The sequence below is a fragment of the Streptomyces sp. NPDC055025 genome, assembly GCF_053608565.1.
In genome coordinates, this window is record NZ_JBSGVS010000092.1 from 1 (window position 1) to 26,212 (window position 26,212).

Consider the following 26,212-nt stretch of genomic DNA (forward strand, 5'->3'; position numbering starts at 1 on the left):
TTTCCCTTTCCGGCGATTCCGACTCTAGCAGATCCTTTCGGGCCTGATTCCCAGTCAGAGGGGGCTGCCTTCCCGGCCCTTGGGCCGTTCCGACGAGTGAGACTTTAGCGGAATCCCCGGCCCCAAGACCAATCGGGGCTGTCGCGCTCCTTCGAACGCGGATTCCTCATTTCGCAAAGACGCACGCAAAACAATGCGACGAGCTGTCGCACGCTTGTAGTGACTCCTGCGGAATGACCGTCCGGGGACCGACCTGGGCCGGTGCTCACGTCGGACAGCTCGGAGAACATTACGGATCCGTGTTTGGCATGTCAACTTCGTGGGTCGGCCGCTACTCTGGGGGCATGACAACGCATGCGCATCCGCTTCAGTGGTGGGCCGCCTGACGGCGGCCGGCAGATACGCATGCGTTCAACGGCCGCCCCTTCGGCGGCCGTTCTTGTTTTCTCCCCCTCGGGAGTCCGGTCGCTGGAAGCGGCGGCTCCGACCAGGAGGGTGATGAGAGATGACTCGGATCTTCAGCGGGATCAAGCCGACCGGACATCTGACGCTGGGCAACTACCTCGGGGCGGTCCGGCGGTGGGCCGAGGTCGATCAGCACGAGGCCGAGGCCTTGTTCTGCGTGGTGGACCTGCACGCCCTGACCGTCGAACACGATCCCGCCCGCGTCCGCAGACTCAGCCGGCAGGCCGCCACGCTGTTGCTGGCGGCCGGTCTCGACCCCGCTCTGTGCACCGTGTTCGTCCAGAGCCATGTGGACGAACACACACGGCTCTCGTATCTGCTGGAGTGCACGGCCACCGACGGGGAGCTGCGGCGCATGATCCAGTACAAGGAGAAGAGCGCACGGGCTCGGGCGTCCGGGGAGAGTGTGCGGTTCTCGCTGCTGTCGTATCCCGTACTGATGGCCGCGGACATCCTGGCCTACCGGGCGGACGAGGTGCCGGTCGGTGAGGACCAGACCCAGCATGTCGAGCTGACCCGGGATCTCGCGGTGCGGTTCAACCAGCGCTACGGGCATACGTTCACCGTGCCGAAGGCGACCCGGCCGACGGTGGCCGCACGGGTGATGGACCTCCAGGATCCGACGTCGAAGATGGGGAAGTCGCACGAGTCCGGCGCCGGGATCGTCTATCTGCTGGACGAGGCCGATGTGGTGCGGAAGAAGATCATGCGGTCCGTCACCGACAGTGGACGGGTGGTCGAGTACGACCGGGAGACCCGGCCAGGGGTGGCGAATCTGCTGGAAATCCTCGCGGCGTGCGAGAACGGGAACCCGAACGACCTGGCCGGTGTATATGAGTCGTACGGCGCACTCAAGAAGGACACCGCGGAGGCGGTCGTCGAGGCGCTGCGGCCGTTGCGGGAGCGGCACGCGGCGCTGGCGGCGGATCCCGGTTATGTGGACGGAGTACTGAAGGAAGGAGCGGACCGGGCCAGGGGGATGGCCCGACCGGTGGTCGACGCGGCCTGCCGGGCGATGGGATTGCTTCCGGCCGGCTGAGCCGTTCGGGTGGGCGGGGACGTACGCGGTCCCCGCCGGAGCGAAGGTCAGCCGGTGCCGGAGGCCAGGGCGCGGCTGCGGTCCCGGGCCGCCTCGATGGCGGCGATGAGGGCCGCGCGCACACCGTGGTTCTCCAGTTCCCGGATGGCGTTGATGGTGGTGCCAGCGGGGGACGTCACGGCCTCGCGGAGCTTCACCGGGTGCTCGCCGCTGTCGCGCAGCATGATGGCGGCGCCGATGGCGGCCTGGACGATCAGCTCATGGGCCTGGGCGCGGGGGATACCGAGGAGGATGCCGGCGTCGGTCATGGCCTCGACGAGGAAGTAGAAGTAGGCCGGGCCCGAGCCGGAGAGGGCGGTGGCGGCGTCCTGCTGGGACTCGGGGACGCGGAGGGTCTTGCCGACGCCGCCGAAGATCTCTTCGGCGTGGGCGAGATGTACGGCGAGGGCATGGCTGCCGGCGGAGATGACGGACATGCCCTCATCGACCAGAACGGGGGTATTGGGCATGACGCGTACGACAGGGGTGCCGGTGGCCAGGCGTTCCTCGATGAAGGCGGTGGTGATACCGGCGGCGGCGCTGATGATCAGGCGGTCGGCGGTGACATGGGGGGTGAGTTCGTCGAGGAGCTTGCCCATGTCCTGCGGCTTGACGGCGAGGATGAGGATATCGGCGCGCTTGGCGGCGTCGGCGTTGGTGACGGTCTCGACGCCGTAGCGGTCGCGCAGCTCTGCCGCGCGGTCGTCGCGGCGGGTGGTGGCCAGCAGATCGCCGGGGCGCCAGCCGGCCCGGATCATGCCGCTGAGCAGGGCCTCGCCGATCTTGCCGGTGCCGAGGACTGCGACTGTCTGGGGCATTTCGGGGTCACCTCGCCGGTGGGGATGGGCAGTGCTGTCGTCCGCTTCCCATCCTCGCACCGGGGCCCGGGGGTGGGCGTGAGGTGTCCGATGGGCGGTACGGCGTCGCCGTCCGGGCGGGCGGGGGACGGTTTCCCCTATGCCGTGCGGCGGCGGAGTGTGGCGGCGCCCAGGGCCAGGACGAGTACGGCGCAGCCCGCGACGACCAGGACGTCGCGGACGAAGTCACCGGTGATGTCGGGGTGCCGCAGGACTTCGTTCATACCGTCGACGGCGTACGACATGGGCAGGACATCGGAGATCGCCTCGAGCACGGGCTGCATGTCCGGGCGTGGGGTGAACAGACCGCAGAGGAGGAGCTGGGGAAAGATCACCGCGGGCATGAACTGGACCGCCTGGAACTCGGAGGCGGCGAAGGCGGAGACGAAGAGTCCGAGGGCTGTGCCGAGCAGGGCGTCGAGGAGTGCGACGAGAAGCAGGAGCCAGGCGGATCCCACAACGTCCAGTCCGAGGGCCCAGACCGCGAGGCCGGTGGCGAGGGCCGACTGGACGATGGCGAGGAGACCGAAGGCGAGGGCGTAGCCGGCGATCAGGTCGGCCTTGCCCAGCGGCATGGCGAGCAGGCGTTCCAGGGTGCCCGAGGTGCGTTCGCGCAGGGTGGCGATCGAGGTGACCAGGAACATCGTGATGAGCGGGAAGACGCCGAGGAGCGAGGCGCCGATGGCGTCGAAGGTGCGCGGGCTGCCGTCGAAGACGTAGCGGAGCAGGAAGAGCATCACGCAGGGGACGAGGATCATCAGCGCGATCGAGCGCGGGTCGTGCCGTAGCTGGCGGAGCACACGGGCGGCGGTGGCCAGGGTGCGGGCGGCGGAGACGGGTGCTGCCGGATCGCCCGTCCTGCCGGTGATGCCGGTGCCGGTGCGGGCCGTGGCGGGGGTCGTGGTGGTCATCGGGCGCTCTCCTGGAGTGCGTTGGCCTGGTCGACGAGATGGAGGAAGGCCGCTTCGACGGTCTCGGAGTCCGTACGGGCGCGCAGGGCGTCCGGGGTGTCGTCGGCGAGGATCTCGCCGTCGCGCATGAGGAGGAGCCGGTGGCAGCGTTCGGCTTCGTCCATGACATGGGAGGAGACGAGGATCGTCGCGGCGCGCTCGGCGGCGATGCGGTGGAAGAGGTCCCACAGGTCCCGGCGGAGGACGGGGTCGAGGCCGACGGTCGGTTCGTCGAGGACGAGGAGTTCGGGGGTGCCGAGCAGGGCGACGGCGAGGGAGACCCGGCCCCGCTGGCCGCCGGAGAGCCGGCCGGCCAGTGAGTCGGCGTGGGAGGCGAGGTCGACGTCCTCGATGGCACGGGTGACGGTCTCGCGGCGGGCGTCGCGGCGGGACCTGCCGGGATCGAGCACGGCGGCGAAGTACTCCAGGTTCTGCCGGACCGTCAGATCGTCGTAGACGGAGGCCGCCTGGGTGACATAGCCGATCCGCGCGCGGAGCGCGGCGTCGCCGGCGGGCCGGCCGAGGACATCGAGGGTGCCGGTGGCCTTGGCCTGGGTGCCGACGACGGCGCGCATCAGGGTCGACTTGCCGCAGCCGGAGGGGCCGAGCAGACCGGTGATCTGGCCGGGAGGTACGGAGAAGCCGAGACCGCGCAGGACCGTGCGGTCGCCTCGTCGGACGGTGAGGCCATGCGCATGGATGGCGGCGGCCCCGGAAGAATTCATCATGTGATGAATAGTGTGGGCCGGAGACCGCGTCGTCAAGGGCGGCGGCGGTCCCCGGAGACGGCGGTACGGGAGGCGGTGGTACGGGCGGGTTTCAGGCGGCGGACGGTGCGGGGGTGCGGTGGGTGACGGTCAGTTCGACGGCGTAGGCCTCCTCGACGAGCCCGTCCGGGAAGACGGTGAGCAGCTCCGCGCGCTCCTCGGCGAGGAAGCGGGCCGTGCTCTCCTCACCGAGCATCCGGAAGACGGAGTGGGTGGCGAGATTGTCAAGATGGGTGTCGAGGGTGACACGCCGGGTCCAGGGCACCCGGCGCTCGTCGAGACGCAGCCCGTCGGGCAGGTGGCGATTGCCCCGGACGGTGCCGTGGGCGCCATGGGCGCCGTCATCGGCCCACTGGCGGATACGCCCGTCCTGGGCGGCGATCCAGGGCACATCGGCGTCCGAGACGTTCCACCAGAGAGCGAGCGCGCCGTCGGGTCCGAGGACGCGCAGCGCCTCGGACAGGGAGCGGTCCCGGTCGGTCCAGTGCCAGGACTGGGCGTAGGTGATGAGGTCGGCGCTGTCGTCGGCGAAGGGCAGGGCGTCGCCGACCCCCCGGACGAGCGGGACCTCGGGAAGGGTGCGGTGGAGCCGGTCCGCCATGCCGGGTCCCGGTTCCACGGCGATGACATGGGCACCGCGCTCGCGCAGCAGACGGGTGGCGATACCGGTGCCGGCGCCCACGTCGATGACACGGGAGCCGCCGAGGGGGCGGCCGGTGAGTTCCTCGATGGCGTCGAAGAGCGCCGGCGGATACCCGGGACGGGAGGTGTCGTACTGGTCGGCGACGGCGTCGAAGGAGAGTGCTCGCTTGGTCATACGCCCCATCCTGCGGGCCGGGGCGCGGCGGTTCTATCGGTGCCCGCGTTTCGCGCCCCTGGCGGCGCGGCGGGCGGCCGGGTTGCCGGTGCGGGCGGTGCGGCGGCGCTCGTACTGGACGAGGGCGGACTCGTACTCGCGTCGGCGCAGTCCCTCACCGGGGGCCTCGGTCAGCGAGCGCAGGAAGTAGGCGGCCAGCGAGCCGATGAAGCCGATCGCGCGGAGCCCGCGCAGCGACTCCTCGCGGCCGGGGTCGGCGGGACGGCGGGTGAAGCCCTCCCAGGTCGCGCGGAAGGCGATGGCGCCGCACACCGCGAACATCACGACGACGAGCATGCCCACGAAGGAGCCCACCTCCGCGATCTCCAGGCCCTGGTAGGCGAAGCGGAGGACGAAACAGGCGGCGAGGCCGGTGACGAGAGAGCCGGCGGCGACCGCGACACGCCGTGCCGCGTATCCGCCGTCGTGGCCGACCCAGGTCGTACCGAAGAAACGGATGGCCTCGGGCTCCGGGCCACCACGGCCGCCGCGGCCGCCGTCGTCGCGGCCGTCACGATCACGGCCGTCACCACCACGGCCACGCCCGTCGTCGTCCGGTTTCACGGTCGCGGCCGCGGTGGCTTCGGGTTGCTCGTGCTGCTCGGGGTGGTCGCTCACGGGTCGATTATCCCCATGGGCGGTTCACCCCGGACATCAGGTGCAGCGCACGGTGACGTAGCCGTCGCTGCCCGTGTGTACATAGGCGTCGGAAACGTACTGGCCGTTGGCGATGTTGTCCCAGATATTGGTGGTGCCGTACGGGCCCGTGACCCACTCTCCCGGCTTCTGGCAGTTGATCGGCACGCTCGCCCCGTACGAAAGGACGCGGACGAGCCGGTAGTTCGTGCCCGGTCCGCTGCGTACGTTCACCCGATAGCCCGGGGCGATCGGATAGCGCGTGGCCGCGACCGTCTCGATCGCCGCCTCCGCGACATCCTCCGCCGCGCTCTCAACCTCTTCGACTGCCATTCGGTCCTCCCCCACTGAAGGTGCACGATCTGCTCGGCAGGCTAGCAACCGATGGCTGGATCGCACGCATCATCGACTAGGCTCCGTGCGTCGCGCTCGCGCACGAATACACGGGGGTGGGCGGTGCCACCGCTGCGCAATACGGGGTCGGCCCCGGAAGCGGAACGTCCGGATTACGCCGGTCGCTACCAGCTCGAAGCAGCCCTGGGCTCCGGCGGTATGGGTGAGGTCCATCTGGCCACCTCCGCCTCGGGGTTGCGGCTCGCGGTCAAGGTCATCCATGTCAACCACGCCTCGGATCCCGAGTTCAGAGCCCGGTTCCGGCAGGAGGTCGCGGCGGCGCGCCGGGTGAGCGGAGCCTTCACCGCGCCCGTCGTGGACGCCGATCCGGAAGCGGAACGCCCCTGGATGGCAACGCTGTTCATCGACGGCCCCACCCTCTCGGAGCGGGTGAAGCGGACCGGTCCGCTGAACGCCGGGGAACTGGTCAGACTCGGCGCGGGACTCGCCGAGGGTCTACGCGACATTCACCGGGCCGGTGTGGTGCACCGCGATCTCAAGCCGAGCAATGTCCTATTGGCGCCGGACGGCCCCAAGGTCATCGACTTCGGCATTTCGCGCCCGGTGGACAGTGATCTGCGGACGGAGACGGGAAAGCTGATCGGGACACCGCCGTTCATGGCGCCCGAGCAGTTCCAGCGCCCGCGCGAAGTCGGCCCCGCCGCGGATGTGTTCGCGATGGGCGCGGTGCTGGTCCACGCGGCGACCGGGCGCGGCCCTTTCGACTCCGACAGCCCCTATGTCGTCGCGTATCAAGTCGTCCACAACGAGCCGGACTTGGCGGGGGTCCCCGAGAGTCTGCTGCCTCTGGTCGCACGGTGTCTGTCGAAGGAGCCGGAAAACCGTCCGACGCCGGACGAGTTGATGGCCGCGCTGCGCACCTCCGCGCAGGGCACACCGGAGCCGCCGGACACTCATGGCGGGCACGCGGACACCTGGGGAGCGACGGGCGCGCAGGGGGCGAGGTCGCTCATACCGGCGCAGCGGCGCTGGCCCGAGGCGGCGGGGAGCGCGGACTCGGCTCCCACCAATCACGCCGGGGACGGGTTCCGTACGGTACGGCCCCGGACCGTACCGTCCCCCGGCCGCCGTCTCCCGCGCGCCCGCCGGATCGCGGCCGGGGTGGCGGTGGTCGCGCTGGCCGTGGCCGGTCTCGCCGGTGTACGGGCGGCGAAGGACGACGGCGCCGACCCCGCCCCGCCGAGTGCGGGGCGGGCCGACGAGGTGTCCGGCCCCTGGCAGATGAAGCTGGGCAACGGCAAGGGCGCGAACCGTATGCCCGTGTGCTCGGCCGACGGCGCCGGCGCCGACTCCGGTGTCTACTGCACGGCTCCGGGGGTCAAGGCGGCCCGGATCAGCCCCGCCGACGGCCGGGTCGCCTGGTCCGTACGGGACGACCGCGCCATGACGGACGCCGACACGGGCGCGGCGCCGGTCCTCTCCGGCGGGCTGCTGCATGTCATCACGCCCGGCGGCAGCCGTCTGGAGGCCCTGGACCCGGGCTCGGGCGCCGAGCGCTGGAGCGTCGACATCTCCTCGTACGCCACCGTCCGGCACGCCGCCGATTCCGTACTGCTCGTCTCGTACGACGGGCTGGTGCGGTCGCTGGACAGCGCGACCGGCGCCGAGCGCTGGGAGGAACGGCGCGGCGGGACCGGTTCCGTCTGGACGGCGGGCGGTGGCACCGACGGCCCGCTGTTCGCCGTCACCCCGTCGCCCGACGGCACGGCCACCGAGGTGAGCGTCATCGATCCGGCCGACGGTGCCCTGCTCCGGGAGAAGCGGCTCACCGGCACGCTGACCCCGGCCGGGGCGTCGGCCGACACTCTCTTCCTGCTCTCCAACGGCAGCAATGACATGACCGACGCCGTCGTGAGTCTCGACGCGTCGAGCCACGCCGTACGCCGGGTCCCGCTGCCCTCGCCGGTCGACCAGGCGCAGGCCACGGTCGCCGGTGACATGGTCTATGTCGTCGGCTACACGGGCTCGTTGCTCGCGGTCGACATGAGCGACCGTACGGCCGCCGGGCCCGGCCAGCGCTGGCGGCTCGAAACGTCGGTCACCCGGGCGTCGCGCCCGACGGCCGCGGGCGAGTGGCTCTTCATGAGCGCGGGGGACGGGCGGCTGCTCGCCGTGGACGCGGAGCGCGGGGTGCTGGCCGGGCAGACGAAGCCACGGATGGGCGAGGGACGCGACACGCTGTCCGGGGCGCTGCCCACGCCGGTCACCATCCCCGGGAAGGTCCTCGCCAGCGCGCCCGACGGGTCCGTGTTCGCGGTCGACAGCCGGGACCCCGCGCGCTGGTGACCGTCACGCCGCCCGGTGAGCTGTCACGCCACGGGGTGACAGCCGGGCGCCCCGGTCCCTGAGCGGGATCCGGGGCGCATGTGTACGTATACGGAACACACGTGTACGTATACGGATCAGCGGACCGGTTGGCCGCGGACTGACCGATCGCGGACCGGGGTGGGCGGATCGACAGGCGGGCGGGCTCAGCCCAGCCGGGTCACGTCCCGCACCGCGCCCCTGTCCGCGCTGGTCGCCATCGCCGCGTACGCGCGCAGCGCCACCGAGACCTTGCGTTCGCGGGCGGCCGGCGCGTACACGCCGTTCAGCGCCTCGCGGCGCGCCGCGAGTTCGTCCTCGGCGACGAGCAGTTCGATCGAGCGGCCCGGGATGTCGATCCGGATCCGGTCGCCGTCGTGGACCAGCGCGATCGTGCCGCCCGAGGCCGCCTCCGGCGAGGCGTGGCCGATGGACAGACCCGACGTACCGCCGGAGAAGCGGCCGTCGGTGACCAGCGCGCAGGACTTGCCGAGACCTCGGCCCTTCAGATACGAGGTCGGGTAGAGCATCTCCTGCATTCCGGGGCCGCCGCGCGGGCCCTCGTAACGGATGACGATCACATCGCCCTCGGTGATCTCCTTGCGGAGGATCTTGTCCACGGCCTCCTCCTGCGACTCGCAGACGACGGCGGGACCCTCGAAGGTCCAGATCGACTCGTCGACCCCGGCCGTCTTCACGACACAGCCGTCCTCGGCGAGATTTCCCTTGAGGACGGCCAGACCGCCGTCCTTGGAGTAGGCGTGGGCGACATCGCGCACACAGCCGTTCGCGGCGTCCGTGTCGAGCGTGTCCCAGCGCTCGGACTGGGAGAAGGCCTCGGCGGAGCGGACACAGCCGGGGGCCGCGTGCCACAGCTCGACGGCCTCGGCGGACGGCGAGCCTCCGCGCACGTCCCAGGTCTCCAGCCAGTCCTTGATGCTCGGCGAGTGGACGGTGTGCACGTCCTCGTTGAGCATGCCGCCGCGGTACAACTCGCCGAGGATGGCGGGGATACCGCCGGCCCGGTGGATGTCCTCCATGTAGTACGTACCGCCGGGGGCGACATTGGGCGCGACCTTGGCCAGACACGGAACGCGGCGCGAGACGGCGTCGATGTCGGCGAGGTCGTACTCCAGCTCGGCCTCCTGGGCGGCGGCGAGCAGATGGAGGATGGTGTTGGTCGAGCCGCCCATGGCGATGTCCAGTGCCATGGCGTTGTCGAAGGCGGCGCGGGTGGCGACGGCGCGCGGCAGGACTGACTCGTCGTCCTGCTCGTAGTAGCGCTTGGTGATCCCGACGACCGTACGGCCCGCGTTCTCGTAGAGCGCCCTGCGGGCGGTGTGCGTGGCCAGCACCGAGCCGTTGCCGGGCAGCGAGAGGCCGATGGCCTCGGTCAGACAGTTCATCGAGTTGGCGGTGAACATGCCCGAGCAGGAGCCGCAGGTCGGACAGGCGTTCTCCTCGATACGGAGGATGTCCTCGTCCGAGACGCTCTCGTCGACCGCGTCCGAGATCGCGTTGATCAGGTCGAGCTTGCGGACCGTACCGTCCACGAGCGTCGCCTTGCCGGCCTCCATCGGGCCGCCGGAGACGAAGACCGTGGGGATGTTGAGGCGCATCGCGGCCATCAGCATGCCGGGGGTGATCTTGTCGCAGTTGGAGATGCAGATCAGCGCGTCCGCGCAGTGCGCCTCGACCATGTACTCGACCGAGTCGGCGATCAGATCGCGGGACGGCAGGGAGTAGAGCATCCCGCCGTGGCCCATCGCGATGCCGTCGTCGACGGCGATGGTGTTGAACTCGCGCGGCACGGCGCCCGCGGCCTTGATCGCCTCGGAGACGATCCGGCCGACCGGCGCGAGATGCGTGTGTCCCGGCACGAACTCGGTGAAGGAGTTGGCCACCGCGACGATCGGCTTGCCGATGTCCGCGCTCGCTACGCCCGAGGCCCGCATCAGGGCGCGTGCGCCCGCCATATTGCGGCCGTGGGTGACAGTGCGGGACCTCAGCTCGGGCATCGTCGCTCGCTCCTTCAGCAGACCCGTCGTCAGCGGACGGCACGGATCCTTCGGCGGAAATGGCTGTCTCAGAGCCTACGCCCACGCTCCAAGATCTGGACGTCTTGTCCGCTATACGGAACGATCACCCGCCTGTACGGAACGGAGCATCGGTTTCCGGCCTCGGTTCCCCGCCTCGGTTTCGGAACTCAGTTTCCGGTCAGATACCGCTGGAGTGTGGGCGCCACCATCTTGACGATCTCCTCGGAGTCCGCGGAGGCCAGCGGATCCGCCTTGATCACATAGCGGAGGAACGCGATCCCGATCATGTGGGAGGCGGCCAGTTCGGCGCGGAACGTCGGATCCGGTACGTCGAGCTCCACCGCGATCCGCTCCAGCAGCCGGCGCAGGACGAACGTACGCAGCACCTTCGCCGCGGCCTCGTGCGTCAGGGCGGAGCGCATGATCGCCAGCATCGGCGCCCGGGTGACCGGGTTCTCCCAGACCGCGATGAAGTAGCGGGCGAGCCGCTCCCCGATGCCGTCGAGACCGTCGGCCAGCAGCACGGGCACCATCAGCGCCGGTTCGAAGGAGACCTCGATGGCCGCCGCGAAGACCTCGTCCTTCGTACCGAAGTAGTGGTGGACGAGCGCGGGGTCGACGCCCGCGGCCTTGGCGATGCCGCGGATGGACGTCTTGTCGTAGCCGCGCTCGGCGAACTCCGCGCGGGCCGACTCCAGGATCTTCTGCTGGGCGCTGGGGCCCGAGTCCGTGTCCTTGCGGGCGGGACGGCCACGACGGCGCGGGGCCATGTCGGTCATGGGGCCTTGCCGATCATGAAGGGCGCACTCCCGAGGAGCCTGGGGTACGGGACTCCCGTGACTCCCGCGCGGTGGAAGGGCCGGGAGAAGGGGCAGCGGAAGGAGCGGGGGACGAAGCCTGGGGTGGCGTCTGGGGTGGAGCGGCGGCGGTCGGCGGCGGTGTCGGTGCCGACGAGGGCGAGGGCGAAGGCGAGGGCGAAGGCGAAGGCCCCTTCGCGGCCGTTGTCGGCGGGGCCACCGCGGAATTCGCCGGCCGCGCTCCGGACGGCGTTCCGGAAGCCGCTTCGGACGGCGCTCCGGAGCGTGTTCCTGGCCGCGTCGCGGACCGCGCGAGATGCAGCCGGGTGAAGGCCAGCGCCTCCGCCAGATCGGCCTCGCGCTCCGCCGAGGACATCGCCCGGCGGGTATTGACCTCGATCACGACATGGCCGTCGAACGAGGTCTCCACCAGCCGTTCCAGCAGCTCGGCGCAGGGCTGGGTGCCCCGCCCCGGTACGAGATGCTCGTCCTTCGCCGACCCCCTGCCGTCCGCGAGATGGACATGCCCCAGCCGGTCGCCCATCCGGTCGATCATGCCCATGGCATCGGTACGGGCGGTCGCGGTGTGCGAGAGATCGACCGTGAAGTGCCGGTAGTCGTCCTTGGTGACATCCCAGTCGGGCGCGTACGCGAGCATCTCGCGGTCCCGGTACCGCCACGGGTACATGTTCTCGACCGCGAACCGCACGTCCGTCTCGTCCGCCATCCGCCAGATGCCGGTGACGAAATCGCGCGCGTACTGCCGCTGCCAGCGGAACGGCGGATGGACGACCACCGTGGAGGCGCCGAGCCGCTCGGCCGCCGAGCGCGCCCGCTGGAGCTTCACCCACGGGTCGGTCGACCACACCCGCTGTGTGATCAGCAGACAGGGCGCGTGGACAGCCAGTATCGGCACCCGGTGATAGTCCGAGAGCCTGCGCAGCGCCTCGATGTCCTGGCTGACGGGATCGGTCCAGACCATGACCTCGACACCGTCGTACCCGAGGCGCGCGGCGATCTCGAAAGCCGTCGCCGTGGACTCCGGATAGACGGAGGCCGTCGACAGGGCGACCTTCGCGTCCGGGACCCGCACCACTGGTTCTGCCACGGAGACAGCGTAAGGGCACCCCCTACGTGGTCGGGAGTTGGTCGAGTCGGCGCAGGATGATGCCCTCGCGCAGCGCCCAGGGGCAGATCTCCACCACCTCGATCCCGAACAGGTCCATCGCCCCCTCCGCGACCAGCGCTCCGGCCAGCAGCTGGGAGGACCGTCCCTCGGAGACACCCGGGAGCCCGGCGCGCTGGAGCGAGGTCATCGCGGCCAGCTTGGGGACCCACTCCTCCAGTGACGTTCGACTCAGTTCGCGCTGTACGTACAGGCCCTCGGCGGAGCGCGCGGCCCCGGCGAGCCGTGCGAGCTGGCGGAAGGTCTTGGACGTCGCCACCACATGGTCCGGTGTGCCGAACCGCGCGAATTCGCCGACCGTACGGGCGATCTGGGCGCGTACATGACGGCGCAGGGCCTTCACATCGACCGGGTCGGGCGGATCGCCGGGCAGCCAGCCGGCCGTCAGCCGACCCGCGCCCAGGGGCATGGACACGGCGGCGTCCGGCTCCTCGTCGAGTCCGTACGCGATCTCCAGGGAGCCGCCCCCGATGTCCAGGACCAGCAGCTTCCCGGCGGACCAGCCGAACCAGCGGCGGGCGGCGAGGAAGGTGAGCCGGGCCTCCTGTTCACCGGAGAGCACTTCGAGATCCACACCGGTCTCGCTCTTGACACGCCCGAGCACCTGATCGGCGTTGCCGGCCTCCCGTACGGCGGAGGTCGCGAACGGCAGCACGGCCTCGCAGCCCTTGTCCTCGGCGACCTGGAGCGCGTCGGCGACGGTCGCCACGAGCCGGTCGACACCTTCGGCCCCTATGGCGCCCTCCGCGTCGAGCAGCTCGGCGAGTCGCAGCTCCGCCTTGTGCGAATAGGCGGGCAGCGGGCGGGCGCCGCGGTGGGCGTCCACCGCCAGCAGATGAACGGTGTTCGAACCGACATCGAGGACTCCGAGTCTCATGAACGGAACGCTACTGCGAGCGCGCGCATACGCTGGAGCTGTGCCAAAGACGAAAAAGGCGAAGCCGGGCAAAGCCAACGGACCGAACAAGCAGGAGCGACCGGAGGAGGCCCGGGAAGTCCGTGACACACGGAACAAGCGGAATACCGGGAAAGCGGCCCCGGTCCCCGACGAGAAGGGCCTCGACTTCGCTCGCGCCTGGGTCGAGTTCCCCGATCCCGCCGACGAGCAGCAGGTCTTCCGCTGCGATCTGACCTGGCTCACCTCACGGTGGAGCTGTGTCTTCGGCAGCGGCTGCCAGGGCATCCAGGCGGGCCGCGCCGATGACGGGTGCTGCACGCTGGGCGCGCACTTCTCCGACGAGGACGACGAGAAGCGGGTGGCCGGGCATGTGGCGCGGCTCACCCCGGAGCTGTGGCAGTTCCACGGGGAGGGCACGAAGGCCGGCTGGACGCAGACCGACGAGGACGGCGAGCGCCAGACGCGGCGCTGGAAGGGCTCCTGCATCTTCCAGAACCGTGCGGGGTTCGCCGGCGGGGCGGGCTGTTCGCTCCATATCCTGGCGCTGAGCGAGGGGCGTGAACCGCTCGAAACGAAGCCGGACGTCTGCTGGCAGCTTCCGGTGCGGCGTACGTACGACTGGATCGAGCGGCCCGACGACACACGGGTGCTGCGGGTGTCGATCGGTGAGTACGACCGGCGCGGCTGGGGTCCCGGCGGCCATGATCTGCACTGGTGGTGCACGTCGGCCACGTCGGCGCACGGCGCGGGCGAGCCGGTGTACAGGACGTACCGGCCGGAACTGACCGAGCTGATGGGCAAGGCGGCGTACGACGAGCTGGCCGAGCTCTGCGAACGGCGTGTGGCGAGCGAGCTTCCGCTGGTGGCGCCGCATCCGGCGGACCCCGTCGGGACCTGACCGGTCCGGACACCGGCCGCCGGCGCTCTGCCGTCGGCCGTGGGTCCTCCTCCGCGGTGGCCGGTCGCCGAAAGTCGCTGGCGGTCGCCGGGCGCGGTCGTCGCCGGTCAGCGCGGGTCGCCGGGCAGTTCGGGTCGCCGGTCAGCGCGGGTCGCCGGTCAGTCCGCGGTGCTCGGCGTCGTCGCGGGCGGGTCCGCGGGGACCGTGGGCTCCGGGTCCGACGGCGCGGAGTCGCCGGGGACGGGGCCTGGATCCCTGGCCCCGGACCCGGACCCAGGACCGGGGCCGGGGCCCGAGGGCGTGGGATCGGTGGGACGGGACGGATCGGGGCCTGAGGGATCCGGGGTGCCGGAGGACGCCGGTCCGCCGGGCCCGGGTCCGGGGCGTCCTGGGTGCCCGGGGCCCTCGGGGCGGCCCGGACGCCCGGGGTGGCCGTGGTGGCCCGGATGGGCGGGACGGCCCTCGTGATGCTCGGGACGTCCCGGCCGGCCGGGGGAGGCCGGCCTGGTGCCATAGCCGTAGATCTTCACCGTCGAACCCGTCGGATACACCGCGATCCGCGCGCTCCAGGGCCCGGACGGCTCACGCCGGTGGTCCACGAAGACCCGGATTGTGAAGGACTCGCCGGGCGTGAGCATGCCGTAGTGGCCGCTGAGCCGGAGCCAGGGGGCGGTGGTCGCGGCCGTCCAGGCGACCGGTGCCCCGCCGGACGCCCTGAGCGTGATCGTCGTCATACCGTCGGCCGGCCGCGCCTCGACCGAGATACGGCCGGGGGCGGGCCGGCCGGGGAGCGAGGACGGCACGGCCGTACCGTCGCTGACGACCTCCACGAAGATGTCCGACGGACGGCCGCCGCTGAAGCCCGCGTCGGATCCGGTCGCGGCGCTTCCGGTGTTCTCGTAGCGCTCGTACGGCCGCCCGTCGGGGCCGGGCCGCCCGTCGGCCTCCCCCTCACCGACCGCCCCGGCACTGACCGAGGAGCCTTCGTGGCCCTCGCCCGTCGTCGGCGCGCCCCGGTACGCGGCCCAGAGCGCGAGCACGGGAGCCGCGACGACGGTCGCCACGACCGTGGTCGTCACCGCGCGGGCCCGCAGCCGGTCCCGGCGGGCGGACCGGTCCTTGGGGTCCATCGGGAATCCGTCGCGGCCGAAGCGCGGCGCCGTCGTACGGGCCCGGGGCACGCGCGCCATCGCGTCGTACGCGGCGGCCCTGGACGCGGTGACGAGGGGCAGGACGGCGGGCGAGGCGGCGCGGGACGGGGAAGCGGGCGGGACGGGCGTACGCGGTGGTACAGAAGCGCCCGCGCCGGACGGGACAGCCCCGCCCGGCGGAACGGCCCCGCCCGGCGCACTCGGCGTGGCAGGCGTGGCAGGCGTGGCAGGTGGGACCGCTCCGACGGGCGGGACCGGCGCGGTACGTGATCCCGGCCACGGGCCCACCGCCTCGGCCCGTTCGGCGATACGGCGGCAGCGCGGACAGTCGTCGACATGCCGGACCAGTTCACGCCGGAGCGCGGCGGACAGCAGCACCTGGCTGTCACCGGTGAGCCGGGCGACGGAGGGGCAGTCACCGCTGTCCACGACGGCCAGCGCGGCACGGGTGCGCTCCACCTCGCAGGCGGCGGATGCCAGCAGCTCACGGGCGGCCGGGAGTCGCATGGAGAGCACGGCGGCGACCTCGCGCGGGCCGAGCCTGTGCCGTACGGCCAGCTCCAGGATCTCGCGCTGCTCCGGTGTCGTACCGGCGGCCTCGGGCCAGGCCAGCAGGGCGAGTTCGCGCCGTCGGCGCGCGGCGGTCTCCGGTGGGACCTCTCCCGCCGGTGTGGGCTCCGGCGTGCGTTGCGCCGCGTGCGCCCCCGGACGGGTGCGCCGCTGTTCGGTGAGCTTGCGCTGACATGCCCAGCGGGCGAGGGCGTACAGCCACGCCTTGCGCTCCCCCGCCTCCGAGGGACACCGGGCGTACTGCCGCTCGGCGATCGACAGGGTGTCGCCGAGCACCTTGGTCGCCTCGTCATGGTCACAGAGCACGGAGAGGCAGTACGTGAACAGGCCGTCCAGATACGGCTCGTAGCGCGCGGGCGGGCGCTGCGCCACCGAACGGGGCGCACGACGAGCCGCGCGGTGTGCGCCGGTGGTGTGCGGGGCGGATTCGGGGCTGCTGCTCATCACCTGGCGACGGTAGACAGCGCGGCCCACGCCTTTCACACACCTTGAGCACATTTAACTCATACGGGTGAATGTATCCCCCGAAAGGTGATGACAGGAGCGCGATTCGAGGAGTTCCGGTGCAGATCGGCCGGATCTCCCGGGCCGCCGGGGACGGCGCTGTGACCGGTGACCGGGTCGGCGCGGCCGGCACCGTCGTCGGCGCTGTCAGCACTGTCGGTGGCGCCCTATACGGTGACGCCATGGCTGCTGCCCGTACGAAATCCGCGAAGGACCGGCCGTCCTACCGCTGCACCGAGTGCGGCTGGACGACCGCCAAGTGGCTCGGCCGCTGCCCCGAATGCCAGGCCTGGGGCACGGTCGAGGAGTACGGCGCGCCCGCTGTACGGACCACCGCGGCCGGCCGGGTCTCCACCGCCGCGCTCCCGATCGGGCAGGTGGACGTCCGTACGGCCACCGCGCGCTCCACGGGCGTGGCCGAGCTGGACCGGGTACTCGGCGGCGGTCTCGTCCCCGGCGCCGTCGTGCTGGTCGCGGGCGAGCCGGGTGTCGGCAAGTCCACGCTGCTGCTCGATGTCGCGGCGAAGGCGGCCAGTGACGAACACCGCACGCTCTATGTGACGGGCGAGGAGTCCGCCAGCCAGGTCCGGCTGCGCGCGGACCGGATCAAGGCCATCCACGACCATCTCTATCTCGCCGCCGAGACCGATCTCTCCGCCGTCCTCGGCCATCTCGACGCGGTCAAGCCCTCCCTGCTGATCCTGGACTCCGTGCAGACCGTCGCCTCGCCCGAGATCGATGGCGCGCCCGGCGGGATGGCCCAGGTCAGGGAGGTCGCGGGCGCGCTCATCCGGGCCTCCAAGGAGCGCGGTATGGCCACCCTGCTCGTGGGCCATGTCACCAAGGACGGCGCGATCGCCGGGCCGAGGCTGCTCGAACACCTCGTGGATGTCGTGCTGTCCTTCGAGGGCGACCGGCACGCCCGGCTGCGGCTCGTGCGCGGTATCAAGAACAGGTTCGGGGCCACGGACGAGGTCGGCTGCTTCGAGCTGCACGACGAGGGGATCACCGGTCTCACCGATCCTTCCGGTCTCTTCCTCACCCGGCGTGACGAGCCCGTCCCCGGCACCTGCCTCACGGTCACGCTCGAAGGCCGCCGTCCGCTCGTCGCCGAGGTGCAGGCGCTGACGGTCGACTCGCAGATCCCCTCTCCCCGGCGCACCACCTCCGGTCTGGAGACCTCCCGGGTCTCGATGATGCTCGCCGTGCTGGAGCAGCGCGGCCGGATCAGCGCGCTCGGCAAGCGGGACATCTACAGCGCCACGGTCGGCGGGGTGAAGCTCTCCGAGCCCGCGGCCGACCTGGCGATCGCTCTGGCGCTGGCCTCCGCGGCCAGCGACACCCCGCTGCCGAAGAACCTGGTCGCGATCGGCGAAGTGGGCCTCGCCGGCGAGGTCAGACGCGTCACGGGTGTGCAGCGCAGGCTGGCCGAGGCCCATCGGCTCGGCTTCACCCAGGCCCTCGTACCGACCGATCCGGGGAAGATCCCCGCCGGTATGAAGGTCACAGAAGTCGCCGACATGGGCGATGCTCTCAGGGTGCTGCCGCGCCGGGGTCGTGCGGAGGCCCCACGGGACGACAACGCTCGCCGGTAGACTTTGCCCTGGTCTCGCCCATCCGTACGAGCCGGAGGAGTGCAGTGGCAGCCAACGACCGGGCATCAGCGCCCGGAAAGTCCGGCGCGGGCTCCGGCAACGAAGCGCTGATGCGCGCCTCCCTGAGCGCGGTCGCGCCGGGCACGGCCCTGCGCGACGGGCTGGAGCGGATCCTGCGCGGAAACACCGGCGGTCTCATCGTCCTGGGCATGGACAAGACCGTCGAATCGATGTGTACCGGCGGGTTCGTGCTGGACGTGGAGTTCACCGCGACCCGGCTGCGCGAGCTGTGCAAGCTCGACGGCGCGCTCATCCTCGACAAGGACATCACCAAGATTCTGCGGGCCGGCGTCCAGTTGGTCCCCGAGTCCTCCATCCCCACGGAGGAGACCGGCACCCGGCACCGCACCGCGGACCGGGTGTCCAAGCAGTGCGGCTTCCCCGTCGTCTCCGTATCGCAGTCGATGCGTCTGATCGCCCTGTATGTGAACGGGGAGCGCCGGGTCCTGGAGGAGTCGGCGGCGATCCTGTCCCGGGCGAACCAGGCGCTGGCGACCCTGGAGCGGTACAAGCTCCGTCTCGACGAGGTGGCGGGCACGCTCTCCGCCCTGGAGATCGAGGACCTGGTGACGGTCCGGGACGTGACGGCGGTGGCCCAGCGGCTGGAGATGGTGCGCCGGATCGCCACGGAGATCGCCGAGTATGTGGTGGAGCTGGGCACCGACGGCCGGCTTCTCTCGCTCCAGCTCGACGAGTTGATCGCGGGCGTGGAGCCGGAGCGGGATCTGGTCGCGCGCGACTATGTGCCCGAGCCGACGGCGAAGCGGGCCCGTACGGTCGATGAGGCGCTCGGCGAGCTGGACTCACTGAGCCACTCGGAGCTGCTGGAACTGCCCACCGTGGCAAGGGCGCTGGGCTACAGCGGGGCGCCCGAGACGCTCGACTCCGCGGTCTCGCCGCGTGGTTACCGGCTGCTGGCCAAGGTGCCGCGGCTGCCGGGAGCCATCATCGAGCGGCTGGTCGAGCACTTCGGCGGGCTCCAGAAGCTGCTGGCGGCGAGCGTGGGCGATCTCCAGACGGTGGACGGTGTCGGCGAGGCGCGGGCGCGCAGCGTCCGTGAGGGCCTGTCGCGGCTCGCGGAGTCGTCGATCCTGGAGCGGTACGTCTGATCCGGTAGGAGCGCCCGTACGCGCGGGAGCGAGCCAGCACGCGGAAACGGAACGCCCCGGCCGATGAGGCCGGGGCGTTCGCCGTCCGTACCGGGGCCGGCCACCGTTCGCGGTCCGTACGGGGCCGACCGCCGTCCGTTCAGTCCGTTCGGTCCGTTCAGTCCTTCTCCAGGCGGATGGACTGCTGTCCCTGCTTCACCGAGGCCCGCGATGTCTCGGCCTCGACCAGATACGTTCCGGGACCGACCGCCCCCGCGGGCGGCGTGGCGCACTGCGGCGCACTCTGCCTGCGGTCCCATCGCACGGTGCGCGTGACGGTCTGCCCCGCGGGGACCTCGAAGTACTGCGCGCCGGTCTTCGGGCAGTCGGCGGAGGACCAGACCTCGTCGTCCTCGGCGTCGGTGACCGTCAGCACCATCGCCTTCGGCCCGAAGTCCGCCTTGCAGGTGGTGCCCGACGTGTTCTTCACGTTCAGACGGAACGCGGGCTTCTCACCCGGGGCGTAGGCGACCTTGGTGGTGGCGAGCGTCAGCGCGAGGGAGTTGGGAGCGCAGTCGGGGAGCCCGGAGCCCGCGCCGACCGCCCGCCCCGAGGTGGTGCTGCCGTCGCCGGTGCCTGTACTTCCGCCGCCGGTACCGCCGTTCACCGCGCCACCGGAACCGCCCGCGCCTCCCGCACCACCGGCACCGGCCGTACCGCCCGCGCCTCCCGCACCGGCGGCGCCTCCCGCGCCCGTGCCCGCCGAGCCGCCCGCGCCCCCGGTGTCCGCGGGGTCGCCGTTCTTGCCGCCGTCGGCGCCGGAGTCCGTACCGCCGTCGCCGCCACCGCCGTTCCCGCCGGAGCCGTCCGACTCCTCGCGCCCGCCCGGCTGTTCACTGATGGCGGGTCCCGACCCGGACGGCCCGGGGGTGATGGACGTCGCGGGATTGGCGCCGTCGGAGGTGTCGCCCGTCGGCTTGCCACCGCCCCCGCTGGAGCTGACGTACCACACGACGAGCAACGCGAGCAGCGCGGCCAGCGTCGCCGCTACCGCCCTCCGTCGCCAGTAGATGGTGGAGGGAAGCGGCCCGACCGGATTGCGCAAAGATCCCACGGCGCAAACTGTACGAGAGTTCAGAGCCAACTCCCGCCCCACATGCCGCCTCTCTCGGCAAGTTTTACGGATCATCATCCCGGAACGGCCTTCGGCGACAGCACTTTTGACCGCAACGGCGCCCCTTCCGTCCGTCAGGGATGCGTCCTTGACCATGGAGTCATGTGACCACCAGACAACATCTGTACGTTGATCACATGAACGGCAGCGCAACGAGCGATCTCTATCGCGACATCACCGACTTCGCCCGCACCACCCCTTCCTGGGTCCAGCGTCTGGCCGAACTCTGGACGGAGGCGGGGCTGTTGGTGTTCGGTCTGCTCTTCGGGGCCGTCTGGTGGCTCGCGAGACGGGCCGCCTCACGGGCCCTGGCCCTGGCGGTACTCGCGCCGCTCGCGACCGCGATCGCCTATGTGTGCAGCGAACTGTCCAAGTCGATACTGGAGGAGGAGCGGCCGTGCCGCGCGGTCGCCGGGGCCGGGGAACCGCTCATCACCTGCCCGCCGGTCGGTGACTGGTCCTTCCCGAGCAACCACTCCACCATCGCCGGAGCCGCGGCGACGGCCCTCCTGATCGCCCGTCCCCGGCTCGCGTATCTCACCGTGCCGATGGCTCTGCTGATGGCGTTCTCACGGGTCTTCGTCGGGGTCCACTACCCGCACGACGTGGCGGTGGGGCTGGTCCTGGGCGCGGCGGTGGCGACGCTGGTGCTGCTGGCGGGGGCCCGCCCGGTGGGACTGCTCGTCGGAACGATGCGCACCAGTGGCGCGGGCCCGGTCCGCCGGCTGGCCGGCCCCGGCGACCGGCTCGCCCGCACGGCCCGCGCCGCCCGGCCGTCCCTGCGGGTCCCTGCCGGTGGCCCCGCCCAGGCCGACTCCGCGGACACCGGGGCCACCGCGGACATCGGGGCCACCGGCGACTCCCCGACGATGTCCATACGGACACCCCGGGACCAGGGCACGTTTCGGAAGTAACGCCCGGCGCCACTTCGAAGACACGGCCTAGGGTCTTTCGTTTGGATCTGGCTGGATGAGGGAGCGGGGGCTGGTGCCGTGGATCGCAAGGCGGAGGAGAGAGCCCACGCGGAGCGTAGGCGACCGACGACAACGCGGCGAGGCGCGGTGCCAGGGCACGCGAGCCCAGCAAGATCCAAACGAGAGGCCCTAGCCCACCCGGAGGCGGGCGGGCGACAACCTCCGGCGCTCGCCCGGCCGCTGCACCGTCAACGCTCCGTGACGTGCCAGGATCGGTGGTGCCATGACTGCTACCTTCCCGCACTCCGCGACTTCCACGGCCTCCCCCGCCTCCCCCACACCCCCCGCCTCCGCCGACTCGCCCGTCCCGCCCCGCTCCTCCGCCTTGCCCGCCTCCCCCGCCCCGGTCGGCTCACCCGGCCCACCCGTCTCCGGGACATCGGCGGTGGCCGTCGACCCGGCGGTCCTGCACACCCCCGTCATCGCCTGGTTCGAGACGAACGCGCGCGATCTGCCCTGGCGCCGCCCCGAAGCGGGCGCCTGGGGGGTGATGGTCAGCGAGTTCATGCTCCAGCAGACCCCCGTCAGCCGGGTCCTGCCGGTGTACGAGCAGTGGCTCGCCCGCTGGCCGCGCCCCGCCGATCTGGCCGCCGAGGCCCCCGGCGAGGCGGTACGCGCCTGGGGCCGGCTCGGCTATCCGCGCCGGGCGCTGCGGCTGCACGGCGCGGCGCAGGCGATAACGGAGCGGTACGGAGGTGACGTACCCCGCGAGCACGCGCAGCTCCTCTCGCTGCCCGGGATCGGCGAGTACACGGCCGCCGCGGTGGCCTCGTTCGCGTACGGACAGCGGCACGCCGTGCTCGACACCAATGTGCGCCGGGTCTTCGCCCGTGCCGTGACCGGTGTCCAGTACCCGCCGAACGCCACCACGGCCGCCGAGCGCAAGCTGGCCCGCGCACTGCTGCCCGAGGACGCGGCGACGGCGGCACGCTGGGCCGCCTCCTCCATGGAGCTGGGCGCGCTGATCTGCACGGCGAAGAACGAGGAGTGCGCGCGCTGTCCGATCGCCGCGCGGTGCGCCTGGCGGCTGTCCGGCAAACCCGCGCACGAAGGGGCGCCGCGGCGCGGCCAGACCTACGCGGGTACGGACCGCCAGGTGCGCGGCAGGCTTCTCGCCGTCCTGCGCGACACGGTCGGTCCGGTAGCGCAGACGGCCCTGGACGCGGTGTGGGACGAGCCGGTGCAGCGGGCGAGGGCGCTGGACGGACTGGTCGCGGACGGGCTGGTCGAGCCCCTGGAGAACGGTGTCTACCGGCTCCCGCAGAGCTGATCCCGACCGGCCGGCACCGGTCGGCGCCGGTCGGTACCGGCCGGCAGAAACGACCACGACGGCCGGTACCGGCGCCGCCGCGCGCCGGCCGTCGTGCACAAACAGCGCATAACCGGTCGTTCTCCTCCGCACAACCGGTCGGCCGTTACACAACCGATGGACAGCCGTGCGTTTGCCGACGGCTCTCACGCACAACTCCGTGACAAGCGCTCCGTAATTTCCCTGCCGTAGGCGATCGGCACGGATGCTCAGAGGTCGGAGGCGGTTGGCATGGCGCAGGGCGAGGTGCTCGGATTCGAGGAGTACGTACGGACCCGCCAGGAGGCCCTGCTGCGCAGCGCCCGGCGTCTGGTGCCCGACCCCGTCGACGCGCAGGACCTGCTCCAGACCGCCCTCGCCCGTACCTACGGCCGCTGGGACGGCATCGCCGACAAGTCGCTCGCCGACGCCTATCTGCGCCGCGTCATGATCAACACCCGTACGGAGTGGTGGCGTGCGCGCAAGCTCGACGAGATCCCCACCGAGCAGCTCCCCGAGGCGAGCGTCGAGGACGGCACGGAGCAGCACGCCGACCGCGCCCTGCTGATGGAGATCCTGGCGATCCTGGCACCCAAGCAACGCAGTGTCGTAGTGCTGCGACACTGGGAGCAGATGAGTACGGAAGAGACGGCCGCGGCGCTCGGAATGTCGGCGGGTACGGTGAAGAGCACGCTCCACCGGGCGCTGGCCCGGCTCCGCGAGGAGCTGGAGACCAGGGAGCTGGCGAGCAGGGAAGCGGCGGACGCCGAGCTGCGCGCCCACGCGCCGGAGCGCGGTGCTCCGCGCCGGGACAGGGGTGACGGCCGGAGTCGTCACGGCGGCCGTGACAGCCACGACGGGCGTCAGGGACAGGAACGGGAGCGGGCGAGGTGCGCGGCCTGAAAGGCCCCGGTCGGCCGGGGGGCGGAACATTCACGGCGGCTGCCATACCCATGGCCGGGCTCGCCGCCTTCTGTGTGCTCGCCACCGGCTGCGCGACCGGTGGTACGGGGACCAGGGACGAGGGCGCCGCGGTGTCCATACCGGTCGAGCGGGGCCTGCCGGTCACCCCTCCGACGTCCGCGCCGTCACCGGCGGAGACCGTCGACGCCGTGTCGCTGCTCCGACAGGACCCGAAGGTCGGCAGACGGATCAAGGCCGATCTCAAACCGTGCGCCGAGGACGTCTACCCGGTGGACACCTCCTACGGAGAACTCACCGGCGGTACCGCGCCCGATGTCGTGATCAATGTGATGACCTGCGGGGACGCCGTCGGTATCGGTACGTATGTGTACCGCTCCGAGAACGGCCGGTACACGAACGTCTTCACCAACGAGGAGCCCGCCGTCTACGCCACGATCGACCGCGGCGCGCTGGTCGTCACCCGGCAGGTGTACGCGAAGGGCGATCCGGTGACCTACCCCTCCGGGGAGGACGTCGTCACCTACAGCTGGGGCGACGCGAAGTTCAGCGAGCGCTACCGGGTGCGCAACAGCTACAGCAGGGCGGTGGGCGGCGGCGTGAGCACGCCCGAGCCGGCCGTGCCGGGCGAGAACTGAGAACCGGACGATGGCCGGGACCCATGTGCTCTTCGTCGAGGACGACGATGTCATCCGCGAGGCCACCCAGCTCGCGCTGGAACGCGTCGGCTTCGTGGTCACCGCCATGCCCGACGGACTCTCCGGTCTGGAGGCGTTCCGCGCCGAGCGGCCGCAGATCGCGCTGCTCGATGTGATGCTGCCCGGTCTGGACGGCGTCAGCCTGTGCCGCCGTATCCGCGACGAGTCGGCCGTCCCCGTGATCATGCTGTCGGCGCGCGCCGACTCCATCGACGTGGTGCTCGGCCTGGAGGCCGGCGCCGACGACTATGTGACCAAACCCTTCGACGGGGCGGTACTGGTCGCCAGGATCCGGGCCGTACTGCGCCGCTTCGGCCACGCGGGCGGACCCGCGGCGGGTGCGGGGAGCGCGCAGGACGGCCCCGCCGTGCGCGGAGTGCTGACCTTCGGCGATGTGGAGATCGACACGGAGGGCATGGAGGTGCGCAGGGCCGGTGAGCCGGTGGCGCTGACACCGACGGAGATGCGGCTGCTGCTGGAGTTCTCCGCCGCGCCCGGGACCGTGCTCTCCCGCGACAGACTGCTGGAGCGGGTCTGGGACTACGGCTGGGGCGGTGACACCCGGGTGGTCGACGTGCATGTCCAGCGGCTGCGCACCAAGATCGGTCAGGACCGGATCGACACGGTCCGCGGCTTCGGTTACAAGCTCAGGGCATGAGACGGCTCGTTCTGCGCACCGGCGTCAGATGGAAGATCAGTATCGCGATCGCGGCCGTGGGCGCGCTGGTCGCGGTGGCGCTGAGTCTGGTGGTGCACAACTCGGCCCGGGTCTCGATGCTCGACAACGCACGTGAGGTGCAGCTCGAACGGCTGCTGTTCGCGGAGCGGATGTACGACTCCACCAAGGAGCCCAAGTTCGGCACGAAGGTCGACGACCCCGCGCTCCCGCCCGATCTGCGCGCCAAGGTGCGGCAGGGCCGGCGCGCGACCTACGTGCGGGAGAACGCGCACGGGGTGCCCGATGTCTGGGCCGCCGTACCGATGGGCGACGGCGCCGTGCTCTCGCTGCACAACAAGTTCGCCGACGGCAGCGCGACGATCATGAAGGATCTGGACCGTTCCCTGATCATCGGTTCGGTCTCGGTGGTCTTCGGGGGATGCGCCCTGGGGGTGCTGATCGGCGGGCAGCTCTCCCGCAGGCTGCGCAGGGCCGCGAGCGCGGCGGCCCGGGTCGCGGAGGGCAACACGGACGTACGGGTCGGGGACGCCGTCGGCGGAGCCGTACGCGACGAGACGGACGATCTGGCCCGCGCGGTGGACGCGCTGACCGATGCCCTGAACAAACGGATCGAGGCCGAGCGCCGGGTCACCGCGGATATCGCGCACGAGCTGCGCACCCCGGTGACGGGCCTGCTCACGGCGGCCGAACTGCTGCCGCCGGGACGCCCCAGCGAACTCGTACGGGACCGGGCCCAGGCCCTGCGGACCCTGGTCGAGGACGTCATGGAGGTGGCCAGGCTCGACAGTGCCTCCGAGCGCGCCGAACTCCAGGAGATCGCCCTCGGTGAGTTCGTCGAGCGCCGGGTGGCGCTGCTGAACCCCGGGACCGAGGTCAAGGTGGTGCACGGGTCCCGGGTGAACACCGACCCGCGGCGGCTCGAACGCATCCTCGGCAATCTGCTGGCCAACGCGGCCGAGCACGGCCGGGCACCCGTCGAGGTCACGGTCGAGGGCCGGGTCGTACGCGTACGGGACCACGGCCCCGGATTTCCCGGGGCGCTGCTGCGTGAGGGCCCGAGCCGGTTCCGTACGGGCGCCACCGACCGCGCGGGCCACGGCCACGGTCTGGGCCTGACCATCGCGGCCGGCCAGGCCCGGGTCCTCGGGGCCCGGCTGACCTTCCGCAACGCGGGTCCCGAAGGCGCGGCGGAACTCGCGAGGACAGGAGGCGCGGGGACAGGGAGCGCGGGGACAGGGGGCGCGGGCGGCGCCATCGCGGTCCTCTGGCTCCCGGAACACGCCCCGACGGCCACGGGCAGCTTCCCGGTGCTCAAGATCCCCTGACGGGAATCGGCGACGGCCCCCGGCGCGGGTGCGCCGGGGG

Annotated in this window: 23 protein-coding genes; 11 read left to right on the top strand and 12 right to left on the bottom strand. The window is 71.7% G+C overall.

The genetic code is table 11. The features are described from left to right. Positions 1–505 precede the first annotated feature (505 nt). Positions 506–1,504 (top strand): tryptophan--tRNA ligase, encoded by a 999-nt coding sequence (gene trpS, locus ACWGDX_RS36125; protein ID WP_453632606.1) that lies wholly within the window; start codon positions 506–508, stop codon positions 1,502–1,504. A 47-nt stretch (positions 1,505–1,551) separates the two neighbouring features. Here the strand turns inward: trpS and proC are convergent, their stop codons facing one another. From proC to ACWGDX_RS36155, 6 genes are all read right to left on the bottom strand, one after another. Further along, a complete protein-coding gene (gene proC / locus ACWGDX_RS36130) occupies positions 1,552–2,361 on the bottom strand; it encodes a pyrroline-5-carboxylate reductase (RefSeq protein WP_382866542.1) in 810 nt (269 codons plus the stop codon). A gap of 137 nt (positions 2,362–2,498) precedes the next feature. After that, positions 2,499–3,311: an ABC transporter permease gene (locus ACWGDX_RS36135; RefSeq protein ID WP_382866539.1), complete on the bottom strand. Its 813-nt coding sequence runs from the start codon at positions 3,309–3,311 to the stop codon at positions 2,499–2,501. Further along, a complete protein-coding gene (locus tag ACWGDX_RS36140) occupies positions 3,308–4,078 on the bottom strand; it encodes an ABC transporter ATP-binding protein (protein WP_453632608.1) in 771 nt (256 codons plus the stop codon). Before ACWGDX_RS36140 ends, ACWGDX_RS36135 begins: the two co-directional genes overlap by 4 nt. 91 nt (positions 4,079–4,169) lie before the next feature. Beyond that, positions 4,170–4,943, bottom strand: coding sequence for a class I SAM-dependent methyltransferase (locus ACWGDX_RS36145; protein ID WP_453632610.1), 774 nt, complete (start codon positions 4,941–4,943; stop codon positions 4,170–4,172). 24 nt (positions 4,944–4,967) lie between these two features. Next, positions 4,968–5,432 (bottom strand): hypothetical protein, encoded by a 465-nt coding sequence (locus ACWGDX_RS36150; RefSeq protein ID WP_453632638.1) that lies wholly within the window; start codon positions 5,430–5,432, stop codon positions 4,968–4,970. A gap of 195 nt (positions 5,433–5,627) precedes the next feature. After that, the gene (locus tag ACWGDX_RS36155; protein WP_363082992.1) at positions 5,628–5,942 is read right to left on the bottom strand and encodes a peptidase; all 315 of its coding nucleotides are present in this window, start codon (positions 5,940–5,942) and stop codon (positions 5,628–5,630) included. Positions 5,943–6,065: 123 nt separating this feature from the next. Between ACWGDX_RS36155 and ACWGDX_RS36160 the strand changes: the two genes are divergently transcribed. Further along, entirely contained in the window at positions 6,066–8,309 is a 2,244-nt protein-coding gene (locus ACWGDX_RS36160; RefSeq protein WP_453632612.1) for a protein kinase domain-containing protein, read from the top strand. Between the two features lie 185 nt (positions 8,310–8,494). On the opposite strand, the gene ilvD is transcribed toward ACWGDX_RS36160, so the two are convergent. The 4 genes from ilvD to ACWGDX_RS36180 form a co-directional block, all read right to left on the bottom strand. Further along, the gene (gene ilvD, locus ACWGDX_RS36165; RefSeq protein ID WP_453632614.1) at positions 8,495–10,345 is read right to left on the bottom strand and encodes a dihydroxy-acid dehydratase; all 1,851 of its coding nucleotides are present in this window, start codon (positions 10,343–10,345) and stop codon (positions 8,495–8,497) included. A gap of 188 nt (positions 10,346–10,533) precedes the next feature. After that, entirely contained in the window at positions 10,534–11,145 is a 612-nt protein-coding gene (locus ACWGDX_RS36170; RefSeq protein WP_453632616.1) for a TetR/AcrR family transcriptional regulator, read from the bottom strand. A gap of 13 nt (positions 11,146–11,158) precedes the next feature. After that, positions 11,159–12,271 carry a sugar phosphate isomerase/epimerase family protein gene (locus ACWGDX_RS36175; protein WP_453632618.1) on the bottom strand — a complete coding sequence of 371 codons (1,113 nt, stop codon included), beginning with the start codon at positions 12,269–12,271 and terminating at the stop codon, positions 11,159–11,161. 22 nt (positions 12,272–12,293) lie between these two features. Beyond that, a complete protein-coding gene (locus ACWGDX_RS36180; protein WP_453632620.1) occupies positions 12,294–13,226 on the bottom strand; it encodes a Ppx/GppA phosphatase family protein in 933 nt (310 codons plus the stop codon). Between the two features lie 40 nt (positions 13,227–13,266). Between ACWGDX_RS36180 and ACWGDX_RS36185 the strand changes: the two genes are divergently transcribed. Further along, the gene (locus tag ACWGDX_RS36185) at positions 13,267–14,145 is read left to right on the top strand and encodes a hypothetical protein (RefSeq protein ID WP_453632622.1); all 879 of its coding nucleotides are present in this window, start codon (positions 13,267–13,269) and stop codon (positions 14,143–14,145) included. 158 nt (positions 14,146–14,303) lie between these two features. Here the strand turns inward: ACWGDX_RS36185 and ACWGDX_RS36190 are convergent, their stop codons facing one another. Next, a complete protein-coding gene (locus ACWGDX_RS36190) occupies positions 14,304–16,310 on the bottom strand; it encodes a hypothetical protein (RefSeq protein ID WP_453632624.1) in 2,007 nt (668 codons plus the stop codon). 242 nt (positions 16,311–16,552) lie between these two features. Here ACWGDX_RS36190 and radA point away from each other — a divergent pair, with 242 nt between their 5' ends. Both radA and disA read left to right on the top strand, forming a co-directional pair. Further along, positions 16,553–17,965, top strand: coding sequence for a DNA repair protein RadA (gene radA / locus ACWGDX_RS36195; protein WP_363082993.1), 1,413 nt, complete (start codon positions 16,553–16,555; stop codon positions 17,963–17,965). 44 nt (positions 17,966–18,009) lie between these two features. Beyond that, positions 18,010–19,134: a DNA integrity scanning diadenylate cyclase DisA gene (disA, locus tag ACWGDX_RS36200; RefSeq protein WP_093598779.1), complete on the top strand. Its 1,125-nt coding sequence runs from the start codon at positions 18,010–18,012 to the stop codon at positions 19,132–19,134. A gap of 157 nt (positions 19,135–19,291) precedes the next feature. Here the strand turns inward: disA and ACWGDX_RS36205 are convergent, their stop codons facing one another. Next, positions 19,292–20,227, bottom strand: coding sequence for a hypothetical protein (locus ACWGDX_RS36205; RefSeq protein ID WP_453632626.1), 936 nt, complete (start codon positions 20,225–20,227; stop codon positions 19,292–19,294). A gap of 197 nt (positions 20,228–20,424) precedes the next feature. Here ACWGDX_RS36205 and ACWGDX_RS36210 point away from each other — a divergent pair, with 197 nt between their 5' ends. The 6 genes from ACWGDX_RS36210 (at position 20,425) to cseC (ending at position 26,172) form a co-directional block, all read left to right on the top strand. Continuing rightward, positions 20,425–21,201 carry a phosphatase PAP2 family protein gene (locus tag ACWGDX_RS36210; RefSeq protein WP_453632628.1) on the top strand — a complete coding sequence of 259 codons (777 nt, stop codon included), beginning with the start codon at positions 20,425–20,427 and terminating at the stop codon, positions 21,199–21,201. Between the two features lie 283 nt (positions 21,202–21,484). Beyond that, positions 21,485–22,531, top strand: a complete 1,047-nt coding sequence (locus ACWGDX_RS36215; RefSeq protein ID WP_453632629.1) for an A/G-specific adenine glycosylase — start codon at positions 21,485–21,487, stop codon at positions 22,529–22,531. 270 nt (positions 22,532–22,801) lie between these two features. Beyond that, positions 22,802–23,452 carry a SigE family RNA polymerase sigma factor gene (locus ACWGDX_RS36220; RefSeq protein WP_453632631.1) on the top strand — a complete coding sequence of 217 codons (651 nt, stop codon included), beginning with the start codon at positions 22,802–22,804 and terminating at the stop codon, positions 23,450–23,452. Positions 23,453–23,502: 50 nt separating this feature from the next. After that, positions 23,503–24,108, top strand: coding sequence for a hypothetical protein (locus ACWGDX_RS36225; RefSeq protein ID WP_453632632.1), 606 nt, complete (start codon positions 23,503–23,505; stop codon positions 24,106–24,108). A gap of 10 nt (positions 24,109–24,118) precedes the next feature. Beyond that, a complete protein-coding gene (cseB, locus tag ACWGDX_RS36230) occupies positions 24,119–24,826 on the top strand; it encodes a two-component system response regulator CseB (protein WP_453632634.1) in 708 nt (235 codons plus the stop codon). Beyond that, positions 24,823–26,172 carry a two-component system sensor histidine kinase CseC gene (gene cseC, locus ACWGDX_RS36235; protein WP_453632636.1) on the top strand — a complete coding sequence of 450 codons (1,350 nt, stop codon included), beginning with the start codon at positions 24,823–24,825 and terminating at the stop codon, positions 26,170–26,172. The genes cseB and cseC overlap by 4 nt, the downstream gene beginning before the upstream one ends. Positions 26,173–26,212: the final 40 nt, after the last annotated feature.

Bases quoted from the DNA above. Each gene is read 5' to 3' on its own strand.
- trpS (WP_453632606.1), top strand. From the start codon at position 506: ATGACTCGGATCTTCAGCGGGATCAAGCCGACCGGACATCTGACGCTG.
- proC (WP_382866542.1), bottom strand. From the start codon at position 2,361: ATGCCCCAGACAGTCGCAGTCCTCGGCACCGGCAAGATCGGCGAGGCC.
- ACWGDX_RS36135 (WP_382866539.1), bottom strand. From the start codon at position 3,311: ATGACCACCACGACCCCCGCCACGGCCCGCACCGGCACCGGCATCACC.
- ACWGDX_RS36140 (WP_453632608.1), bottom strand. From the start codon at position 4,078: ATGATGAATTCTTCCGGGGCCGCCGCCATCCATGCGCATGGCCTCACC.
- ACWGDX_RS36145 (WP_453632610.1), bottom strand. From the start codon at position 4,943: ATGGGGCGTATGACCAAGCGAGCACTCTCCTTCGACGCCGTCGCCGAC.
- ACWGDX_RS36155 (WP_363082992.1), bottom strand. From the start codon at position 5,942: ATGGCAGTCGAAGAGGTTGAGAGCGCGGCGGAGGATGTCGCGGAGGCG.
- ilvD (WP_453632614.1), bottom strand. From the start codon at position 10,345: ATGCCCGAGCTGAGGTCCCGCACTGTCACCCACGGCCGCAATATGGCG.
- ACWGDX_RS36170 (WP_453632616.1), bottom strand. From the start codon at position 11,145: ATGACCGACATGGCCCCGCGCCGTCGTGGCCGTCCCGCCCGCAAGGAC.
- ACWGDX_RS36180 (WP_453632620.1), bottom strand. From the start codon at position 13,226: ATGAGACTCGGAGTCCTCGATGTCGGTTCGAACACCGTTCATCTGCTG.
- ACWGDX_RS36190 (WP_453632624.1), bottom strand. From the start codon at position 16,310: ATGAGCAGCAGCCCCGAATCCGCCCCGCACACCACCGGCGCACACCGC.
- radA (WP_363082993.1), top strand. From the start codon at position 16,553: ATGGCTGCTGCCCGTACGAAATCCGCGAAGGACCGGCCGTCCTACCGC.
- ACWGDX_RS36210 (WP_453632628.1), top strand. From the start codon at position 20,425: ATGAACGGCAGCGCAACGAGCGATCTCTATCGCGACATCACCGACTTC.
- ACWGDX_RS36215 (WP_453632629.1), top strand. From the start codon at position 21,485: ATGACTGCTACCTTCCCGCACTCCGCGACTTCCACGGCCTCCCCCGCC.
- ACWGDX_RS36220 (WP_453632631.1), top strand. From the start codon at position 22,802: ATGGCGCAGGGCGAGGTGCTCGGATTCGAGGAGTACGTACGGACCCGC.
- ACWGDX_RS36225 (WP_453632632.1), top strand. From the start codon at position 23,503: ATGGCCGGGCTCGCCGCCTTCTGTGTGCTCGCCACCGGCTGCGCGACC.
- cseB (WP_453632634.1), top strand. From the start codon at position 24,119: ATGGCCGGGACCCATGTGCTCTTCGTCGAGGACGACGATGTCATCCGC.
- cseC (WP_453632636.1), top strand. From the start codon at position 24,823: ATGAGACGGCTCGTTCTGCGCACCGGCGTCAGATGGAAGATCAGTATC.